The organism is Candidatus Thiodiazotropha sp. CDECU1 (genome assembly GCF_963455295.1).
Lineage (GTDB): Bacteria > Pseudomonadota > Gammaproteobacteria > Chromatiales > Chromatiaceae > Thiodiazotropha.
In genome coordinates this window covers 4270060-4286854 of the sequence record NZ_OY734020.1, presented here as the reverse complement: position 1 = coordinate 4286854, position 16795 = coordinate 4270060, and the positions used below count along the sequence as shown (strand labels likewise).

General features: G+C 55.0%; 16 protein-coding genes. 10 read left to right on the top strand and 6 right to left on the bottom strand.

The window, feature by feature from the left end; all coding sequences use genetic code 11:
• The first annotated feature begins 24 nt into the window (after nt 1-24).
• The 7 genes from R2K28_RS19595 to R2K28_RS19565 all read left to right on the top strand — a co-directional run bounded on the left by R2K28_RS19595 (nt 25) and on the right by R2K28_RS19565 (nt 8859).
• Nucleotides 25-1011: a sialidase family protein gene (locus R2K28_RS19595; protein WP_316367135.1), complete on the top strand. Its 987-nt coding sequence runs from the start codon at nt 25-27 to the stop codon at nt 1009-1011.
• On the top strand, nt 1008-3401 hold the full coding sequence (locus R2K28_RS19590; protein ID WP_316367133.1) for an efflux RND transporter permease subunit: 2394 nt from the start codon (nt 1008-1010) through the stop codon (nt 3399-3401). Before R2K28_RS19595 ends, R2K28_RS19590 begins: the two co-directional genes overlap by 4 nt.
• A 320-nt stretch (nt 3402-3721) precedes the next feature.
• The gene (locus R2K28_RS19585) at nt 3722-5650 is read left to right on the top strand and encodes a DUF1302 family protein (RefSeq protein ID WP_316367131.1); all 1929 of its coding nucleotides are present in this window, start codon (nt 3722-3724) and stop codon (nt 5648-5650) included.
• A gap of 23 nt (nt 5651-5673) precedes the next feature.
• The gene (locus tag R2K28_RS19580; RefSeq protein ID WP_316367128.1) at nt 5674-6984 is read left to right on the top strand and encodes a DUF1329 domain-containing protein; all 1311 of its coding nucleotides are present in this window, start codon (nt 5674-5676) and stop codon (nt 6982-6984) included.
• 64 nt (nt 6985-7048) lie between these two features.
• Nucleotides 7049-7645 (top strand): 2-hydroxychromene-2-carboxylate isomerase, encoded by a 597-nt coding sequence (locus R2K28_RS19575; protein ID WP_316367125.1) that lies wholly within the window; start codon nt 7049-7051, stop codon nt 7643-7645.
• Nucleotides 7642-8286, top strand: a complete 645-nt coding sequence (locus R2K28_RS19570; RefSeq protein WP_316367123.1) for a glutathione S-transferase family protein — start codon at nt 7642-7644, stop codon at nt 8284-8286. Before R2K28_RS19575 ends, R2K28_RS19570 begins: the two co-directional genes overlap by 4 nt.
• Before the next feature lie 12 nt (nt 8287-8298).
• Nucleotides 8299-8859, top strand: a complete 561-nt coding sequence (locus tag R2K28_RS19565) for an antibiotic biosynthesis monooxygenase (RefSeq protein ID WP_316367121.1) — start codon at nt 8299-8301, stop codon at nt 8857-8859.
• Here the strand turns inward: R2K28_RS19565 and R2K28_RS19560 are convergent.
• The 4 genes from R2K28_RS19560 to R2K28_RS19545 form a co-directional block, all read right to left on the bottom strand.
• The gene (locus R2K28_RS19560) at nt 8850-9959 is read right to left on the bottom strand and encodes a PilT/PilU family type 4a pilus ATPase (RefSeq protein ID WP_116446337.1); all 1110 of its coding nucleotides are present in this window, start codon (nt 9957-9959) and stop codon (nt 8850-8852) included. The genes R2K28_RS19565 and R2K28_RS19560 overlap by 10 nt on opposite strands.
• Before the next feature lie 412 nt (nt 9960-10371).
• Complete coding sequence (locus R2K28_RS19555; protein ID WP_316367118.1) at nt 10372-10542, bottom strand: rubredoxin; 171 nt, start codon at nt 10540-10542, stop codon at nt 10372-10374.
• Between the two features lie 120 nt (nt 10543-10662).
• A complete protein-coding gene (locus R2K28_RS19550) occupies nt 10663-11022 on the bottom strand; it encodes a nucleotide pyrophosphohydrolase (RefSeq protein WP_116446335.1) in 360 nt (119 codons plus the stop codon).
• 35 nt (nt 11023-11057) lie between these two features.
• Nucleotides 11058-12011, bottom strand: coding sequence for a zinc metalloprotease HtpX (locus R2K28_RS19545; protein ID WP_316367116.1), 954 nt, complete (start codon nt 12009-12011; stop codon nt 11058-11060).
• Nucleotides 12012-12170: 159 nt separating this feature from the next.
• Here R2K28_RS19545 and R2K28_RS19540 point away from each other — a divergent pair, with 159 nt between their 5' ends.
• The gene (locus tag R2K28_RS19540) at nt 12171-12506 is read left to right on the top strand and encodes a hypothetical protein (protein WP_316367114.1); all 336 of its coding nucleotides are present in this window, start codon (nt 12171-12173) and stop codon (nt 12504-12506) included.
• 47 nt (nt 12507-12553) lie between these two features.
• On the opposite strand, the gene R2K28_RS19535 is transcribed toward R2K28_RS19540, so the two are convergent.
• Together R2K28_RS19535 and argH are read right to left on the bottom strand one after the other, a co-directional pair.
• On the bottom strand, nt 12554-12919 hold the full coding sequence (locus tag R2K28_RS19535) for a VOC family protein (protein WP_116446332.1): 366 nt from the start codon (nt 12917-12919) through the stop codon (nt 12554-12556).
• A 7-nt stretch (nt 12920-12926) separates the two neighbouring features.
• Nucleotides 12927-14321 (bottom strand): argininosuccinate lyase, encoded by a 1395-nt coding sequence (gene argH, locus R2K28_RS19530; protein ID WP_316367111.1) that lies wholly within the window; start codon nt 14319-14321, stop codon nt 12927-12929.
• Between the two features lie 244 nt (nt 14322-14565).
• On the opposite strand from argH, the gene R2K28_RS19525 reads away from it, so the two are divergent.
• Nucleotides 14566-15954, top strand: a complete 1389-nt coding sequence (locus R2K28_RS19525; protein ID WP_316367109.1) for an AAA family ATPase — start codon at nt 14566-14568, stop codon at nt 15952-15954.
• A 6-nt stretch (nt 15955-15960) separates the two neighbouring features.
• A complete protein-coding gene (locus R2K28_RS19520) occupies nt 15961-16791 on the top strand; it encodes a hypothetical protein (RefSeq protein WP_316367107.1) in 831 nt (276 codons plus the stop codon).
• Nucleotides 16792-16795 lie beyond the last annotated feature (4 nt).

The following is a 16795-nucleotide window of genomic DNA, read 5'->3' as shown; positions in this document are numbered from 1 at the left end:
TTGATCGGTGGGAGGATGAGGAAGATGAGAAAAGATTGTCGATTGAGGCTGGGCAGGAGACTCGGTGTCGCTGTCTGGCTCGTGATTGGCGGCATTCTGGCCGGCTGCGAGGCGCCACTCGACCTGAGCCTGGTGGAGCGGGAGATCGAAAAACCGATCTACCGCTTCGACCAGTTGAAAGCGGCGGCATCGAATCACCGGCGCATAATAGCGGTGGGGGATTACGGTACCGTGCTCACCAGTCTGGACAAGGGAGAGACCTGGCAGCGTACCCAACTCCCCAGCCAATCCTCGTTGATCGCTGTGGCCAGTTGCGAAGATGGCAGTTTCGCCGCCATCGATACGCTACGCAAGGTGTGGCTCTCCGATGCCCAGGGCGACGACTGGCGGGCGGTGCAACTGGAGACCATGGAGAGTCCCATGGCGATCAGTTGCGATCCCCGGGGAAGGTTCTGGATTGCCGCCAGTTTCAGTACCCTGATCCACAGTGACGAAACCCAGGGTAACTGGCAGGAGATATCACAGCAGGAGGATATGCAGTTCACCTCTATCCAGTGGGTCGATAGGGAGCGCGCCGTGGTCACCGGTGAATTCGGATCACTCTTCTTCACCGAGGATGGGGGAGAGAGTTGGCAGCGTGGCAACGATATCCCCAACGAGTTCTATCCCATGGCGGCCTGGTTCCCCAGCCTCGACCAGGGATGGGTCGCGGGACTCAGCGGCACCATCCTGCATACCCGGGACCGGGGCGAGACCTGGCAGCGTCAGGCATCGGTCAGCACTGCCCCAATCTATAACCTGATTCCCCAGGGTGACCGGCTCTACGCCACCGGCGACAACGGTACCCTGCTGCAGCTGGCGGGTGACCGCTGGGTGCGGGTACCCGAGGCGCCGCGCCTCTTCTCCTACCTCATCACCGCCATACCCCAGGGCGATGAACGGCTGCTGGTGATGGGGGGACGCGGAACCATCAGTCCCATAGAAACAGCATCTGCGGGAGATACCCAATGACCATCCACGCCTTCTCCCACTGGCTGAAAAACATCGACGATCTGGTGTTCCGCTATCCCAAGGTCTTTCTTGTGCTTATCGCGGCGTTGACCCTGTTTTTCGCCTTCCAGGTACCCAAGGTACAGATGTACTCGGATTTTTCTGATCTGTTGCCCCAGGAGCATGAGTACATCAAGCTGCACAACTCCATTCGCGACACCTTTGGTGGCGCCAACAACGTGGTGATGGCGATCGTGGTGGAAAAGGGCGACATCTTCACCCAGGAGACCCTGGCCCGTATCCACCGTATCACCCAGGCGGTGGATAATGTGAGTGGCATCAATCACAACCTGCTGGCGAGTCTGACCCATCGCACCTCGCGCAAGGTCTGGCTCACCGATACCGGCGACGTCAACTCCCAGCCCTACTACGATCCACTCAAGACCGACTGGACGAGTGAGGAGCTGAACAAGCTGCGCGACGACGTGATGAGCAACCCCAGGGTCTTCGGCCTGCTGGTCTCTCCCGATCTCAAGGCGGCGCTGATCAAGGCCCAGTTCAACGAGGGGCAGCTGAACTATGCTGAAATCTTTGGTCAGCTGCAACAGATTCGGGCGACTGAAGGGGCCGAGGACGTGGCGATCTATGCCACCGGACAACCCATGCTCTGGGGCTGGGTCTACAGTTACCTGGATCAGCTGTTCCTGATCTTCACCACCACGGTGGGGATCATGCTGTTCCTGTTGATCATCTATTTCCGTCGGGCCTACGGCATTCTCCTGCCCATGTTCGGTATCACCATCTCGGCAATCTGGGGCCTAGGTATCCTGTCACTGCTCGATTACAACCTGGACCCCCTGACCCTGGTGATCCCGTTTCTCATCTCGGCGCGGGCCATGTCCCATGCCATTCAGTTGGTGCAGCGCTTTTATGGCGAGTTGGAAGAGGTGGATGACTCCCGGGAAGCGGCCCACCGTACCTTCGATTCACTCTTCCGGCCTGGCAGTCTGGGGATCGTGTCGGACGCCATAGGATTGCTGCTGATTGCCCTCGGATCGGTACCGATCAATGTGAAACTGGGTATCTATGCATCCCTGTGGGCGGTCTGCGTGGTGTTCACTGTTCTGATAGCCGTGCCGTTGATACTCTCCCTGCTGCCAAAGCCAAAAAAGGCCGCCAAGCGGCCAGCGGCGGAGGACGCCCTGTTTGGCAAGGTAGCGGCCCTGGTCGCCAACCGCCAGGGGGGTATTATCGTGCTGGGCATTGCCGGTCTGATCCTGCTGGTAGGGGCTCAGCTCAGCAGCCGGGTGCAGATCGGCGAGTCGGAGCCCGGTTCGCCAATTCTCTATCTGGATCACGACTACAATCTGTCGTCGAAGGCGATCAACGAGCGTTTTCCAGGATCAGAAGAGCTCTACATCGTCGCCAGAACGGATAACAACGGCGGGATGAAACGTCCTGATGTGCTGCAGGCCATCGAGGCCTTTCAAAACCATATGTTGCTCGATCCGGAACTCGGGGGCGCCAAGGCGGTACCCGATCTGGTCAAGCAGGTGAACCGGATTTTTCACTCCGACGATCCCCGCTGGGCGATTATTCCTGACACCGAGGCCTATGTGGGTGGTCTGATGTTCGCCTACATGGCGTCCAGCCCGGTACCCGGTGCACTCAAGGAGTTTGTCGATACCGACGACCGGGTGGCGAACATAGTCTTCTTCTACAAGGACCATCAGGCGAAGACCATTCGGCGTGCGATCCATCGTGCCAAGGAGTGGATCAACGACCCGGCCAATCAGGTGGAGGGACTGCATATCGAGCTGGCCGGCGGTCTGGTCGGCGTCACCGCCGCCATGAACGAGTCGGCATACGAAAGCAATATGCTGATCATTCCCCTGGTGCTTGCCCTGATCTTCATCTTCGTAACCTGGTTCTATATGTCACTGCATGCCGGGTTCATCATGTTCCTGGCGATGGTGTTCTGCACCGTTTCGACCTATGCCTATATGGGACTCGCGGCAATCGGTATCAATGTGAATACGGTGCCGATTATCGCTGTGGGCATAGGTGTCGGCATCGATTACTCCATCTACATCATGGACCGGATCAGGGAGGAGACCGCCAAGGCCTCCGGCGATCTGCAGCATGCCGTGTTACGCGCCATCGCCACCACCGGCAAGGCAATCGGTTTTACCGCCGCCTGCCTGATCGGCGGTGTGATCATGTGGGTCTTCCTGTCGGATCTGCGTTTTCAGGCGGATGCAGCCCTGTTGCTGGTGGTGATGTTGATCCTCAACGCCCTGGCGGCAACCTTTATCGTGCCCTCCTGGGTGATGATCTTTCGCCCCAGCTTCATCGGCAGCGCCCACTACGATGAGGACGGTGTGCTGTATGCGGAGAAAGCAACAGCATGAAATGCGGTTTTGAGTTTTGAGCTATGCGGGTATCAGTGGTCATGAACATTCGGATTCAAAACTGATAAATCAGAACTCAGCTGCCTGGAATCTTGGTAATTGGCCGGAACTCATTTCCGGCCTTTTTTTTGGTCTTGAATAATTATCGAAATAATCACCAATCATCATATGATAAAAGAAAATATCGATATTTTTACTATATCGGTAACCCGCCTCTTAAGTGGTTTATAAATATCAATATATTCAATGACTTAAAACTTGGCATGCCAGCTGCATAGTTAGTTCTGCATACATTAATTACGTTGTGGGAGGAGGCTAGGATGTTCCTAGATAGCAAGAAACAACAACCGGGAAGGAAGCATCCGGTCATTCAAGCAGCCCTGTTGCCTGCCGTCATTGCCGCCTGTTTCAGTGGTGGTCAGGCGCTGGCCTACACCTCTGAGGACGGCACGCTGCAGATCAACGGATTTGTTGAAAACGCTACTTATACGCGCCGCCATGTGGGTTTGAGCAAGATGCGCAATACGGTTCAGATCGAGGGTTCCAAGGATTACGGCGCCAAAGGCCCATTTTCCAACCTCAGTTTCGTCGGTACCTTTCGTGCGAGCTACGATGCGGTCTACGATCTCAATGACGATCAGTTCGGCAGCGAGGCTGGCGGCGAGATCGGAATGGAATCGATCGGTGGTTCAGGTACCAGTGCATGGGGCGCTTCTGATGTCTCAACGGGGGTATTGGGCTTCGGCTTCGACACCACCGAGAATCCCAATCAGGGTTTGGACAATCTTGGCAGTGCGATACACGATACAGAGGGTGGCGTCGGCATGGGTGTCCCGGTACGGCCCTGTGACGTGGATTCCCGAGGCTGTATCGATGACTATCTCGACTACGATGAGAGCGATCTGAAGTATCCGGAATTCAATGATCGACTCGACTTCCTGCGGGAGGCCTACATCGATGCCACCATGCCGACCGATAGTGGCGCCACCTGGAACTTCCGTTTTGGCCGGCAGCAGGTGGTCTGGGGACGTACCGATCTGTTTCGCGTGCTGGATGTGATCAATCCTGTCGATTATTCACGCCACAACATCTACGACGAGCTGGAGGATATCCGCATACCCATGTGGATGGCCACCGGTGAGTATCGGATGGGTGCCACCGAAACTTTTGATGACCTGAACATGCAGTTTGTCTGGAACTTAGAAAAGTTCCGTCCCAACAATCTGGGTCAGGGCGGCACACCCTATGCGATTCTCGATGCGGGTAGTTTCTTCCGCGCCATGAAGAACTGCTGGGATAACGGCTGCTCGGTGGCGAATTTTGCCGGCGGCGCCCTCTCCACCGATTTTCCCGAGCACGTCATCGGTATCCGCGATGTGCACCTGCCCGACTGGTCCATAAGCAATTCCCAGTTCGGCGTCAAACTGGAGGGTGACTATCAGGGTTTGGGCTTCTCGCTGAACGCCCTCACCTACCGTTCCCAACTACCCTCCCTGCGTGGGGTGGTGGACACGGCGGATAATCCTTTCACTACCGATATCGAGTCCCAGAGCTACGATTATCTGATCGCTTTCGATATGCACTTCCCCCGGGTCAATCTTCTCGGCGGATCGCTTGATTTCTATGTGGATGACATCAAGTCCGTGTTTCGTGTCGAGGCGGCCTATACCGAGGGTGAGGAGTTTGCCAATACCCTGCGTCCGGAGCTCTATTCAGATTCTGACGTATTCCGGTATGTGATCGGTTGGGACCGTCCGACCTTCATTCCCTTTCTTAACGAGCGACGTGCCTTCCTGCTCTCCGCCCAGCTGTTTGGTGAATACCTGGTCGATCATGAGCGAGATACGGTCAACGGTATCGAAGTGGGTATCCCCAATTGGGAGATCAACCATGTTGGCACCTTCCTGATAAAGGGCTGGTTCAAGAACGACCGGGTGAGTCCGCAGGTGATTATGGCGCATGATTTCAAGGCCCACGCCAGCGTAATCGCGCCCTCTGTCGACTGGTTGATCAGTGACAATCTGCGTCTCACTGTCGGTGCCAATGTCAAGGTGGGTGATGGTGCCCAGGAGTTCGACGATTGTCGCGCCTGTAACCCCTTTCCCCCGTTTACCGGAACCGGCAGTCCGGGTGATCTGAGTCTGCGCAACCTGGCCGGATACGAGCCCCTAGGTCGTTTTCGATCCGGGCCTATCGGAATGGCCCAGGCAGAGGATGAGTTTCAAGTCACCCTGCGTTACCGCTTCTAAGTATTGTTATGGAGGTTATAAACATGCGTTTGCTTAAATCAACGCTGACGGCGGGACTGGTATTAGCCGCCACGCTGCCTGTGCAGGCCGCGACCAATGAAGATGTGGAGATGAGTTTCTACCCCTACAAGGGTGGTGTACCGACCCATGATGGGTTGAAAGCGGGTCTGGTTATCGATCAGTCGAATGTGGAGCAGTTCAAGGCTGTCATCGATCCAGCCATGTTCGAGTTCGTCACTCAGGGATGGACAAAGATAACAGTGGGTGAGACCACTTCGTTCGATCTGCATCCCAACTATGTACAGGCCACCAGAGACGGCCTGGGAAAGGTGAAGCTGGGTGAGAAATCAGGTGAGATCGAGGGCTTCATTGCCGGACGCCCGTTTCCCGAAGAACCCTCGCTGGACGACCCGCGGGCGGGAGAGAAGCTCGCCTGGAACTACAAGTACGGCTACAACTGGGGCGATAATGCCGCGATCTATCCGTTTTACTGGAAATACAAGGATATGAACTCCGGCAAGTTGGAGAGAACCATCAAGTTCAATTTCCATTTCCTTAACTATATGCATCGTGTCAATCAGGAGCCGTTACCGGAGATCTCACCCAATCCTTCAAAGCTGTTCCGCGCCATTTATGTGCAGGCGCTGGAACCGTTTGACGTCAAGGATACCCAGTTGTTGATCCATCGCTATGAGGATGATCTCAAGCGTGACAACGCCTGGCTCTATCTCGGCTTTCAACGGCGGGTACGCCGTCTCGCATCGGGGCAGGTGACAGATGCGTTTCTCGGATCCGATGTGATGATCGAGGACTTCGAGGGGTACAACGGCCGTATCAACGATATGGAGTGGAACTTCAAGGGGGCTAAAAACATCCTGGTTCCCTTTTACAATCACAACAGCCTGAAGCTTTCCGAGGAGCACAAGGAGTCAGACGGCTATCAGTTTGTCGAGATGGGTGACAAGGGTAACTGTTTTCCGCAGATTACCTGGCAGTTGCGCAAGGTCTATGAACTGGAGAACAAGCCGCGGGATCCCAATCACCCGATCAGCAAGCGAGTGCATTATATCGATGCACAGACCTTCACCATCCCGCGTACCCTGACCTATGACCGCAAGGGTGATCTGTGGAAGAGCTGGCAGATCGGGCAGGCGCATCCGGATCACCACCTGCCGAAAAACAAGGGAACCGGTGTGGCTATCGATGACTCCTTCACCATGATCGATGTGCAGGCCATGCACTGCACGACAGGTCAGTTCAAGGGTCAAGTCGATCCTGCATTGAATCCGGCGAATAAATTTACCGTACAGAATCTCAGAGCTTCCGGTCGTTGATACCGTGCCCTTGCCCGGCGCATCAGCGCCGGGCATTTTTTATCTCAGACACATAGCGTGAAGCATGATCACCGAACCAGCCGACGTCTATCTCTATTTCAACTTCCGCAGTCCCTACTGCTATCTGGCAAGTAAAACCATCTGGCGTATCTTTGATGGCTATCGTACCAATCTGATATGGCGTCCATTGGGTGGCTGGGATGGGCGTTCGCCACCGGAGGTGGCGGTTAAGCGGCTCCCGATCGCGCGCCAGGATATGGCGCGCTTCGCCAGGCGCCTGGGTATCCCCGTCAATCCCCCGCCGAAAACCACTGATCCAACTCTGGCCGGAGCGGGCTCTCTGTTGGCGGAGGAGAAGGGATTGCTGCGCCCGTACATTGTCGAGGTGATGCGCAAGGAGTGGGCCGAGGGTAAGGATATCGGTGAGCTCGAAGTGTTACTCGATGTGGGCAGCGAGATCGGATTGGATCGGGATGAGTTGGCCGATGCGGCCCAGGACCCTGTGCGTCAAGCCACATTGGCGCAAAACTGGAGCGAGGCCGAGGAGAAGGGGGCGGTTGGAGTGCCCACCTTCATTTGCGAAGATCAGATCTTCTGGGGGCAGGATCGTATCGAGTTTGTCATGGAATACCTGCAGGAGAGGAGATTGTCCCGAATATGAACGGGGAAGTCAGGCTCTACGACAAACCTGAATGCCCCTTCTGCTGGCGGGTACGCATGGCGTTGCAACGTTGTGGTGTGGAGTATCAACCTTACCCATATGACGATCCGGCGCATCTGCAGAGTTGGCGGAAATTTGCCCCCGCTAACACTGTGCCTGTGCTCATGATCGATGAAATCGTCATCACCGAGTCAGGGGTAATGCTTGAATACCTGAACGATAGTTATGGCGATCTGTTACCCGCCTCGGCAAGGGAACGCGCCCTGGCCCGGGGAGTTGCTCACTATGCAGACACACAGGTTGGCGGGGCAGTGCGCAAGCTGGTTTTTGAACGCCGGCAGCGTCAACCGAGAGAGTGGGATCAGGAGATCATAGCCGAGGCCATGCAGGAGTGGCATCTGGCCTTGCCAAGGCTGGAGAAGGCCTTGTTGGAGTCAGATTATTTTGTAGCGCATGCCGGTATCCCCGATTATGTCCTGGCCAGCCGATTCGGTCTGGCCATGGCCTATGGTATGCCTCCACCGCAAACACCCTTGCTCGCCGATTGGTTCGATCGGATGGCCAAGCGGAGTGAATTCCTGGATACTTCGCCGGGCGTGGTGAGTGAAGCGCTGCGCCGAGGTTGGCAGATCTTTGCTTGAGGAGTCGCTCTGATGGAAAAAACCCCAGATCCACCCGTGACGGTGCTCGTTACCCGTCGGCCAAAACCGGGTAAGGAGCAGGCATTCGAGGACTATCTCACTGGTATAACCCAGGCTGCCTTGCAGCATCAAGGGCACATGGGGGCAAATATCTTTCGCCCATCAAGGCCAGGTGGAGAGTATCGGATAGTCTTTAAATTCGATCGACGCAGCAATCTTGAACGCTGGGAAAATTCCACTGAGCGCGAAGAGTGGCGCGCCATAGCCGAAGAGGTCAGCGAGCCCAGGCAGGTAGAGACCATTTCCGGACTCGAGGCCTGGTTCACCCTGCCGACCTGCGCCATGAATGTACATCCGCCGAAATATAAAATGGCCCTGTTGGTCTGGTTGGGTGTGTTCTGCCTGGTGACATTGCTGAGCGGCCTGCTCGGACCGCTGATATCCGAGTTCCCCAGGCTGCTGCAGACATTCATCCTGACAGCACTGGTGGTGGTCTGTCTGACCTATGCTGTGATGCCGCTCTTGACCCGGCTATTCTCTGGCTGGCTCTACCCAAACAAGGATCAGAATTGATCCTCGGCCACACCAAGGCTGCCCGGGGCTTCGACACCTTCGGTGTCGGAGAGGCGTATCTTGAGTGACAGGTTATTGCGCGAGTCAGCATGGGAGAGCGCCTCTTCCATGGAGATCTTACCCTCTTTGTAGAGTTTGTAGAGGGATTGATCGAAGGTCTGCATACCCCGTTCGGTACCCTGTTCCATGACCTCTTTTATGGTGTGAATATCCCCTTTCTGAATCAGTTCTGAGATGTAGGTCGACAGCAGCATGATCTCGACCGCGGGGATGCGCTGGCCGTTGATACCCTTTACCAGACGTTGCGATATGACTGCACGGAGGTTGAGGGAAAGATCCATGTAGAGCTGATGATGGGCTGTGTCGGGAAAGAAGTTGATGATGCGGTCAAGGGCCTGGTTTGAGTTGTTGGCATGCAGGGTCGATAGGCACAGATGGCCGGTTTCCGCGTAGGCGATCGCGTGCTGCATGGTGTGCATTTCACGGATTTCGCCGATCTGTATCACATCCGGCGCCTCGCGCATGGCATTCTTCAGGGCATTTTCATAGGAGAGTGTGTCGAGTCCCACCTCGCGTTGATCGACCACGGATTTTTTATGCGTGTAGAGATATTCGATGGGATCCTCGATGGTTAATATATGCCCGGCAACATTTTGATTGCGGTGCTCGATCATCGCTGCCAGGGTAGTCGATTTACCTGAACCGGTTGCCCCAACCACCAGGATCAATCCGCGGGGTTCCATGATCAGGTCCTTGAGGATAATCGGCAGATTGAGCTTCTCTACGGGGGGGATCACGCCCTTGATATAGCGAATCACCATCGCCGCATCACCCCGCTGTTTATAGACATTGACGCGGAAGCGGCCCAGCTGGTTGACCGAGATAGCCAGATTACACTCGTAAGTGGCTTCGTACTCCTTGATCTGATCGTCGTTCATGATGCCGTAAGCGAGCTTTCTGACCTGTCCGCTTTGCATCGGGGAGGACCCTATCGGGCGGGTTTCACCCTCGGTTTTCAAATGGGGGGCGGCACCGGTGCTGAAAAAGAGATCTGAGCCATTTTTCTGCACCATAAGCTTCAGATAGGGCACGATATCCATTATTTACATTTCCTCGGTTTTTACTTGAATCGCTATCCGATAGCGGGCGATTGTTATCTCTATTCAGCCCTATCTATCGGCAGGTGACCTCAAGAATGTAGTCCGGTAAGAAAAAATACAGGAAAAAAATCTTTATCGTGACTTTCAATACTAGGTGAGATTCGTATTACAGTTATCTATGTCTGAACTGCTAAGCCCATAATCTTTTTGAGGTTGTAGCTATCAGGATTAAATAATCCTGGCTTGTCCAGGTACCGGCTCCGAGCCTGTTGATTTGATTCAGCTCCAGGTAGAAAAAGATACCAGCCAGACAGCCTCCTCCTATCCGGTTTACGTCTAGTGGTTTGAGTCGGTTTTTAGAGATGCCCTACCCGTTATTAGAGGGATAGGGTCGGTGGGAATACTCCCAGGGTCAGGCGACCATCTCCACCATTTCAAAATCGGACTTACTCACCCCGCATTCAGGACACTCCCAATCCTCCGGGATGTCGCCCCATCGGGTGCCGGCGGCAACGCCCTCCTCAGGCATGCCCTCGCTCTCGTCGTAGACAAATCCGCAAACGATACATTGATACTTCTTCATCTCATCTCCCAATCCATAACTGAGTTGTGTAAATGGTTTTCTCAAAGATAGCGTCAGTAACAGCCTGACTCCACCCTTTAAAGATTGGGGAAAGGAGATATGAGGGGTGAAGCATGCCCCCTAATCGTCATATTCAGAGGCGCGTCGGGCGTCGCCAAACACCTTGTCCACGGGATAACGTGCCTCGTTGATGGCTATTTTTCGCTCAACCGCATCGATCAGGTCAATATCCAGGCGTTCTGCGCATCGGATCAGGTAGATCAGGATATCCGCCATTTCCAGGGCAACCTCGTCCTGCTTCTCCTGGGGGAGATTCATACTCTGTTCCGGGGTCAGCCACTGGAAATGTTCGACCAACTCCGCACACTCGGCAATCATCGCCATGGTGAGATTTTTCGGATTATGGAATTGCTCCCAATTGCGGGTTTGGGCGAAGGCCTTTAAGCGGCTGTTCAGGTCATCCAGGCTGTCTTTGGGCATGCTGTTTATTTCGCTGAGGTTAGGGTATGCAACATTTAATACCACATGCCGTTGCGGTGCCAGCGTGGGCGGTAGGGATTGAGTGCAAGCAGAGCGCGTATATCCTGAGTTGTTATCACCCTGTCCGATATGGCGACATCCCTATGGGTTAGCGCCATCAGGCGCGCCACGCGCTCATCGGTAGGTGGGTGGGTACGCAACAGAGAGGGATCGGGGATACGCGGACCGGGGTGGAGCAGCCGCTCGAGTAAACGATGCCGCGGGGGTTCGAGTCTATTCAGGGCGGAGGCCAATCCCATTGGGTCGCCTGTCAGTTTGGCCGCGCCCAGGTCCGCCTCGTATTCCCTACTCCGTGACAGGGCGAGTTGTGCCAATGCACTCAAGGTGGGTGCAACCAGCAACACTAGAATTGGCATCCAAGGCAGGGTCGTCTGGCCGAAGAGCATCAGTGGCAGGTTGATCAGCAACAGCAACTGTCCGATCAAGGAGAGAAGACCGGTGATGCGGCTGGTGAGATCGGCGAATGCCATCAGCCTGGTATCCTGGTTGACCACATGCATCAACTCATGGGCCAGGACACCGGCCAGTTCCCGCCACTGCATGCGACGCAGCAGCCCATCTGAAACGGCAATTGCGGCATTGTTGCGATCGCCTGTGGTAAATGCGTTCATGACATCGGACGGCAGATAATAGATTGCCGGTACCTGTTCCAGGCCGGCACGCTGGGTCAGCTGTGACATGAGTCGGTAGAGGTCAGGGGCTTGACTGGGAGCGAGTCTGCGAGCGCGAAAAAGGCGCATTGCCCATTCCGGCGATGCGACCGGATTGATCTGATATGAAATCACTATCACCAGCGCCATTGCAACAGCCATCGGCAGGCCGCCGAGAAACCAGGCCAGCCAGGCACAAAGGCCTCCCAGACAGATGATCAACAGCAATGATTGCAGGCTGTTTTTTACCTTGTGTTGTTGATAGATGGCCCGTTGCATGGTTGAGATTGCTGGATGTGGCTCCAAAACTGGATCAAAAGGTATGCTGGATCAATGGGTATAGGTTATCACTCAACCTGCGCTGTCGGGAGTTAAACAATTGAGCGGTCTGGTTTGCCAATCTGTGCGACAATCAATGGTTCTGGTTTATCGTTTTAAATGAAGCTGTTGCTCGGGTGGAGTGTGATGCTGGGAATTCATGGATTGCTCACTTGGTTAAGCCATCATGAATACATGATGATGTTGGTGATACTCGTGGTGAGTGTGGCCGGTACACTGGTGTTCGTCGGTAATCTGTTCGCCATCATGTACGCCTTCGGGCAGAACGTCTGGTGGGGGATAGCTGTGTTGTTGATCCCTCTTTTCAGTGTCATCTACTGCGCCCGCAATTGGGACCGGGCAGGATACGCCGGAAAGATGCTCTATGCCGGGCTCGCGGGTGTTGGCCTGACCTATTTCGCGCTACTGGTGATGGTGAAAACCAATCCAATATGACCTATGAGAATCCGTGGCCACAGGGTATTGGCCAGCCTTCCCACTGACTAGCTTGCGGCGATCAACTCAATGGTGTTTTGATCCGGGTCGCGGCAAAACAGCGCCTGTCGCCCGGAACGGCTCAAGGTGTAGTCAATACTCGCCTGATCGAGCTTACTGCGTATGCCATCGAGGTCATCCACCATAAATGCGGTATGGCGGTCACGTCCGCCATGTTCCGGACGCTCGGCGAGGGAATCGGGATTGTTGAGTTCCAGCAGATGGATCTGCAGATCGCCCACCTTCAACCAGGCACCGGGGAAACCCAGATCAGGACGCTTGGGATCGATCTCCAATCCCAATAAATCACGGTAGAATGCCAGTGAACGCCGGGTGTCGGCGACCAGCAGGCTGACATGGTGGAGCTGGATCATCCCGATCTCAGACCCCGAGCCGTGTGCGGGCGCGGGCAATGGCGTTTCGTACCTGGTTGGGGGCGGTGCCTCCGATATGGTCTCGCGCGGCGAGTGAGCCTTCGAGGGTAAGGATGTCGAATACATCCTCCTCGATCTTAGTGGAGAAATCCTGCAGCTCCTGCAGCTTCATTTGCGAGAGATCGCGACCCTCCGCAACACCGAAGGCGACTGCCTTGCCCACCACTTCATGGGCGTCGCGAAAGGGAATCCCCTTGCGCACGAGGTAGTCGGCCAGATCCGTGGCGGTGGCGAATCCCTGCATGGTGGCCTGGCGCATAGCCTGCTTGCGACAGTCGATGGCGGGCACCATATCGGCAAACACCTTCAATGACCCTTTCAGATTGTCGACGCTGTCGAAGAGCGGCTCCTTGTCCTCCTGATTGTCCTTGTTGTAGGCCAGGGGCTGGCTCTTCATCAGGGTCAGCAGTCCTATGAGGTGGCCGAAGATACGCCCGGTCTTGCCCCTGATCAGCTCCGGGACATCCGGGTTCTTCTTCTGCGGCATGATTGAGGAACCGGTGCAGAAGCTGTCGGAGAGTTCGATGAATCCAAACTGGGCGGAAGACCAGATGATCAGCTCCTCGGAGAATCGAGAGAGGTGCATCATCAGGATACTGGCGGCGGCACTGAATTCGATGGCGAAATCCCGGTCCGAGACGGCGTCGAGGGAGTTCTCCGAGGGCCGTGAGAAACCCAGCAGTTCGGCGGTAAGCTGGCGGTCGATGGGGTAGGTGGTGCCGGCCAGTGCCGCAGCGCCCAGGGGCATGACATTGAGCCGCTTGTTGCAGTCGGCCAGGCGCTCCCGGTCACGCTCCAGCATCTCGAACCAGGCCATCATGTGGTGACCGAAGGAGACCGGCTGTGCCGTCTGCAGATGGGTAAACCCGGGTAGTATGGTCTCCACCTCCAGTTCGGCCTTGTCGAGCAAGGCTGTCTGCAAACCCAGGATGGCGTCGCGTATCTGTTCGATCTCATCACGTAGCCAGAGCCGGATGTCAGTGGCAACCTGATCATTGCGGGAGCGGCCGGTATGAAGTTTTTTACCCGCCTCCCCGATAGCCTCGGTGAGGGCGGATTCGATATTCATATGCACATCTTCCAGGGAGACCGACCATGAGAAATCGCCCTGTTCAATGCGGGTGCGGATCTGTTCCAGGCCGTCCACGATGGTGTCACACTCGGCATCGCTCAGGATGCCCTGTCGGGCCAGCATGGTGGCGTGGGCGATGGAGCCTTGAATGTCATATTTGTAGAGTCGCTGGTCAAAGCCCACAGATGCAGTGAATGCCTCCACAAAGGCATCGGTGGGTTCATTGAATCGGCCTGACCAGGGTTTCGTGGTCCCGTGACTGTCGCTCATGTAAGGCTATCCTGAATTTGTAAGCAGGCCGGATTATAACAGGCGCTGGATGAATACAGCAGAGTGAAACACAACCCTATGCAAAACAGCTGACCCCATCACCATGAACCTTTGTTGCCGGGGCGCCACTGGACCTGGGTTGGATGCATGTTTATTCTTAAATGATATCGGTGTCAGCCAATGGTGTTCTGGATTGGATCACGGGTATAGCCAAAATGTATGGATTACAACAGGTTGAAATAGCATGTTTCTGAAATCCGTAGAAATTCGACATATCCGCTCAATCGAGCACATCGTATTGGATTTTCGGGATTCTGCATCCAGGCAAGGCAACCGCAAGTGGACCATCTTCCTGGGTGAAAACGGGACCGGAAAGAGTACGGTCCTGCGCTCGATTGGCTTGGTTCTGGCGGGCAGTGATGCCTTGCCATTCCTGCTCGGTGAACCCGATTCATGGATACGCAACGGCAGTGATCAGGCCTCAATCGCGGCAACCCTGCAGACGGCGCGCAACGAGGAGAGGTGCCTCGAGATACAGTTCAAGCAGGGGATGGATCGTTCCGGGTTTATTGAACACAATCGCAAAGGTCTCGATCAGCTCGATTCGGCGCTTGCCCATACCCAGCGCAGCTACTTTGTGGTTGGCTACGGCGCGCTACGTCGCCTGGCAATGCATGATATGAATATCAGCCGACGAGGCAATGATCCGGAACGGGCACAATCCCTGGCCACCCTGTTCGATCTGGACGCTACCCTGAACCCCTTGCAGTCCTGGGCGATGGGGCTGGAATACCGGGACGGTAAGCGTGGTACACGGATTATCGAGAATGCGATGAACGGCCTGCTGCCGGATGTGAGCTTTAGCCGTATCGATCGCCACAATGGAGATCTGCTGTTCACTACCCCGGATGGTGATGTTCCACTCAGTATGCTGAGTGACGGATACCAGAATGTAGCGGCCTGGATTGGCGATTTGCTGTATCGCATCACTGAATCTTTTGACGATTACAAAAATCCGCTGAAGACCCGTGGGTTGTTGCTGATCGATGAAATCGACGCCCATCTGCATCCGAAGTGGCAACGGCAGTTACGTAAATATATCGAAACTAAATTGCCTGAGTTCCAGATCATTGGAACCACTCATTCAGTACTGACGGCACAGCAGCTCGAAGCAGACGAATGTGTCATTTTAAACCGCAACGAGAAGAGCAATGCGGTCTCCGCGAGAACCTTCCCAGGTGTGCCAGCGGAACTGCAGGCCCATGAATTGCTTGAAATCGGATTCAATGTGGAAACGCTCGACTCAGTGAGACTGAGTAACGACAAGCACAAATATCGATCGTTGTACCGTAAGAAGTCAAAGACGACACGGGACAGGCAGGAACTGCAACGTCTTGCCGAGCAGTTCAGCGTTCTACCGGAGCGGGACCTGTCATTCAGAAATGAAGCCATCATCGAGTCGCAGCAGAAACAGCGGAAGACGATCGAGGATCTTCTTGCTCAGATAGAGGGTATGAAGTCCGGTAAATTGATGCTCAAAAAAAAGACAAAGAAGCGAGTGGTTAAGAAAAAGGCGGTCAAGAAATCGCCGACCAAGAAGAAATCCAGGGCGGTACGCAAGAAAACCCAATAGCACAGCATGATACAACTTAAACGGGATCGCTCATCAAACACAGTCAAGGCCAAGTACCGGAATCCGGCTCGGATCGACAACGGCGTCGATCTTATCAAGGGGTTTCTATCCGGGGAAAACAAGTTTTACAAAGACGGGTTCTGGAAGCTCGCCAAAGATCACCTGAAGAGTGAATCCCACGGAAAGTGTGCATTTTGCGAAACCCCGACAACAGCCGTCTACTTTGGCGACGTAGAACATTTTCGGCCGAAACAGCGTCAGATGTACTGGTGGTTGGCCTACTGCTACGACAACTACCTTTTCTCCTGTCGCATCTGCAACGGTTTCAAGAGCGATCAGTTCCCGCTGCTGGGCAATCAGCTGTCGGCACCGAACATACCGAACAACCCGACAGACACAGAGCTGCGCACGATCAGTCAAGGCATGACCCCCAATCCTTTGGATGATGCGGAGTTGGCGCAGTTTGACCAGGCATGCCTGGACGAGCAGGCGGTATTGCCCAATCCCTACCAGGAGGATCCGTGGGAGCTGTTCAAGTGGGAAGCGATCGAGGGACTTGAGGAAGTGAATATCACCCATCGAACCAATGCGGATAAGCCATTTGTCGAGCCAACCATAGAGATACTCCGACTCAACAGGGATGCACTGCGTGCACAACGCTATCAGACATATGTCCTGCTCAAGGCCTTCAAGGAACTGTTTGAAATCACCACGGGTGACGCCCAGGGAATCGCGGAGAACAGTCTCAAGGAGATGATGGCTGCGGATCGGGAGTATTGCGGCATGGCGCGCTACTTCATTTCCGAGGAGTGGCAACTTGACATTCCGCTTCCCTAACGCT

Bases quoted from the DNA above. Each gene is read 5' to 3' on its own strand.
- R2K28_RS19590 (WP_316367133.1), top strand. From the start codon at position 1,008: ATGACCATCCACGCCTTCTCCCACTGGCTGAAAAACATCGACGATCTG.
- R2K28_RS19585 (WP_316367131.1), top strand. From the start codon at position 3,722: ATGTTCCTAGATAGCAAGAAACAACAACCGGGAAGGAAGCATCCGGTC.
- R2K28_RS19555 (WP_316367118.1), bottom strand. From the start codon at position 10,542: ATGAAGAAGTATCAATGTATCGTTTGCGGATTTGTCTACGACGAGAGC.
- R2K28_RS19580 (WP_316367128.1), top strand. From the start codon at position 5,674: ATGCGTTTGCTTAAATCAACGCTGACGGCGGGACTGGTATTAGCCGCC.
- R2K28_RS19535 (WP_116446332.1), bottom strand. From the start codon at position 12,919: ATGATCCAGCTCCACCATGTCAGCCTGCTGGTCGCCGACACCCGGCGT.
- R2K28_RS19570 (WP_316367123.1), top strand. From the start codon at position 7,642: ATGAACGGGGAAGTCAGGCTCTACGACAAACCTGAATGCCCCTTCTGC.
- R2K28_RS19520 (WP_316367107.1), top strand. From the start codon at position 15,961: ATGATACAACTTAAACGGGATCGCTCATCAAACACAGTCAAGGCCAAG.
- R2K28_RS19560 (WP_116446337.1), bottom strand. From the start codon at position 9,959: ATGGATATCGTGCCCTATCTGAAGCTTATGGTGCAGAAAAATGGCTCA.
- R2K28_RS19525 (WP_316367109.1), top strand. From the start codon at position 14,566: ATGTTTCTGAAATCCGTAGAAATTCGACATATCCGCTCAATCGAGCAC.
- R2K28_RS19540 (WP_316367114.1), top strand. From the start codon at position 12,171: ATGAAGCTGTTGCTCGGGTGGAGTGTGATGCTGGGAATTCATGGATTG.
- R2K28_RS19565 (WP_316367121.1), top strand. From the start codon at position 8,299: ATGGAAAAAACCCCAGATCCACCCGTGACGGTGCTCGTTACCCGTCGG.
- R2K28_RS19595 (WP_316367135.1), top strand. From the start codon at position 25: ATGAGAAAAGATTGTCGATTGAGGCTGGGCAGGAGACTCGGTGTCGCT.
- R2K28_RS19550 (WP_116446335.1), bottom strand. From the start codon at position 11,022: ATGCCCAAAGACAGCCTGGATGACCTGAACAGCCGCTTAAAGGCCTTC.
- R2K28_RS19545 (WP_316367116.1), bottom strand. From the start codon at position 12,011: ATGCAACGGGCCATCTATCAACAACACAAGGTAAAAAACAGCCTGCAA.
- argH (WP_316367111.1), bottom strand. From the start codon at position 14,321: ATGAGCGACAGTCACGGGACCACGAAACCCTGGTCAGGCCGATTCAAT.
- R2K28_RS19575 (WP_316367125.1), top strand. From the start codon at position 7,049: ATGATCACCGAACCAGCCGACGTCTATCTCTATTTCAACTTCCGCAGT.